Annotated in this window: 3 protein-coding genes; all 3 read right to left on the bottom strand. The window is 33.6% G+C overall.

What is annotated here, in order from left to right:
* Nucleotides 1-505: DNA-methyltransferase (locus tag J3U74_RS12245; protein ID WP_267396043.1), on the bottom strand; the 505-nt coding region annotated here is incomplete at its 3' end.
* 341 nt (nucleotides 506-846) lie between these two features.
* Entirely contained in the window at nucleotides 847-1,302 is a 456-nt protein-coding gene (ssb, locus tag J3U74_RS12240; protein WP_267364408.1) for a single-stranded DNA-binding protein, read from the bottom strand.
* A gap of 367 nt (nucleotides 1,303-1,669) precedes the next feature.
* Nucleotides 1,670-2,269: a DNA N-6-adenine-methyltransferase gene (locus tag J3U74_RS12235; RefSeq protein ID WP_267328890.1), complete on the bottom strand. Its 600-nt coding sequence runs from the start codon at nucleotides 2,267-2,269 to the stop codon at nucleotides 1,670-1,672.
* Nucleotides 2,270-2,658 lie beyond the last annotated feature (389 nt).

Raw genomic sequence — 2,658 nt, 5'->3', positions numbered from 1 at the left:
CATGTGAAGTTGTGCATCGATCTTTTACACTTGACGGCATTGCATTTGGTTTATACCAAATAATATCTTGTCGTAAATACCATCCATCAGCACGTAAAGCAAAAGCCAACATCCACGGTATGCCTATTAAATCTTTTGCTTTTATGCCATGTTCTGCCCATGTTTTTGGTATTTTTGATTGAGGTCCTTTAGGGTCGGGGATATAACTTTCAATCTGTGCTTCTTTATTATTCCATATCCCTTTACCGCTTCCGGCATAAGTATCGCCAATGTTAATCCATAAAACGCCATCATCTCGTAATACACGTTTAACTTCTGCAAACACGGTAACTAGTTTATTTATGTATTCGTGAGGGTCTGTTTCTAAACCTATTTGTCCTTCAACGCCGTAATCACGCAACCCGTAGTATGGTGGAGATGTAACACAACAATTAATAGTATTATCATCTATATTTTTTAATAATTCTAAACAGTCACCTGTTAGAACTGTAAATTTGGAGGGCATAATCATTTCCTTTTAGATAGTACTTTACTGATATGAGCCTTAACTTCTTTCATTGTTTGAAATGAAATGTAATCAGCGCAAGGCGTTTGATAGTCCTGTTTACTTTTATAAACAAAATAACCAAAATTAAATTTAGCTACATAAATACCGCTATCATGTAGCCATCCGTTGTTTCGCACCTTAGTTAGTTTTGACATATTTTCACCAATAGCTATCTCACACTAAATAATCAGCGTGATAATTGAATTTAAATTAATGGGATAGGGTAGATAACAAACTAGTTATTAACAGAGTTAGTGGGTAAAACTGTACAAGACGGACACATTGATAACTAATTGATTTTAAAATGGGATGTCGTCATTAAAATCTATTGGTGGCTCGTTTTGTGATTGTGGAGCATCAATATTATTTTGTTGCTGTAATTGTTCTTGTCTAATATCATTAATACGAGGTCCCAAAATTTGCAATGTTCCACCAATTGGATTGATAACAACTTCTGTTATGTAACGATCGTTGCCGCTTTGATCTTGCCATTTACGAGTTTGTAATTGACCTTCTAGATAAACTTGTGTGCCTTTCTTGACATATTTACCAACAATTTCTGCTAATTTACCGAAGACAATTACTCGATGCCATTCTGTACGGTCTTTTTGCTCCCCAGTTTGTCTATCTTTCCATAATTCTGAAGTTGCAACAGTGAAATTAGCAACAGCACTTCCATTTGACATATAGCGAATTTCGGGATCTTGCCCTAAGTTACCAACTAGAATCACTTTATTGATTCCTCTATTTGCCATTTTCTTTCTCCTGTTTCTACATAAATTCTTTCAAATATTTAATGACACAATCATTGCAAATGATTGCGTTTGGCGTCCACTCGTAAGAAAAATCTATTTTAAGATTTAATTTAATTGATGAATCTAAACACTGGATTATGAAAATATTTAAAATGTCGGGAGGTGGTTTGTTTGAAATTTTTTGACACATGTCACATCTATATGTGTATTCTGTATGAGCGTGTTTCGCCATTTTCTTGCTCCAGTTGTTTTTTGGCTTCTCTTAAGCCTATTTTCAGTTCATATATATTTATGTTTAATTTTGTAATTAATTGATTTAATGCTTTCTTTTTATTTATAAAGGTAAAAATAATCACCATTAAAACAGCTATAATCCAGAAAAAGGTGGCTTCCTTGTGTTTGCAATGTCTTTTTCTTGCCCTCTCTTATCATTAACCATTACATTTCCGCATTTAAACAGTACAATTGAAATTAAACATGTTTCAAAATTACAGCTATTTACTGGTTTTGTGCCGTCTAGTAATAAATACTGATAACGACCGTCTGGGACGTAAATAATGCAGTCTTGGCCGTGTACGTTTTCATGCCATTGCTTTGTTGAAGGGGGGTAGGGTAAGACCATTAATATACATTGGTGATAGCACTGTGACTGTTCTATCGCTTCGCTGAAAAATTGGCATTTTTTACTAAATGGTGGGTTACAGAACATTGGTAAATCTCTTCTATAAAGAAATTTATTTTTAACAATATGATGCTCATACCAATTCACCGTAGGACTTAGGGCGTCAATATTTTCATCAATATAAGCTGTTGATAACCAAATTGATGTATTACGATCTTTAGCACATACATCGATGCTAACCCACCTAATTTTAAGTAATTTTTGAGCATCATTAACAAGCTCTGGACCTGTTCGCCAATAATCTTTACTTTGCTTCTCTGTTTGTGATTTGTGTGTTATTGCCAATTTTTGAATCTCCCCCGCAAAATTACTTAATTTCGATGATATAACCTATTTGTGTTCTGCATAAACGTACAACTTTAACTACGCTATCACCGTTAATTTGTATTATTTGATATCTATTTAATGAAACGTTCGGATATCGATTTATTACATCGTTAGGCAATTCCAATGCTTTAGATAGACTAATGTCTAATTCTGTTTTGATTTTAATTTGCCTGAAACACCCTTTATTAAAAATGCCACTCCAAATTTTTCATTGAAATTACCAACATCCAAATCTTGGATGAATTCTGTTACATCAGTTAACATTTTGGTCTCCTGTTAATATTAAAAAGCCGTTCTAGTGACTGACTAAACTGCTTCTATTTGTTTAATACGCTCATCAAGTTCTT

Source organism: Gilliamella sp. B3892 (assembly GCF_026536305.1).
GTDB lineage: Bacteria > Pseudomonadota > Gammaproteobacteria > Enterobacterales > Orbaceae > Gilliamella.
This window is presented reverse-complemented; position numbering and strand designations above follow the sequence as displayed.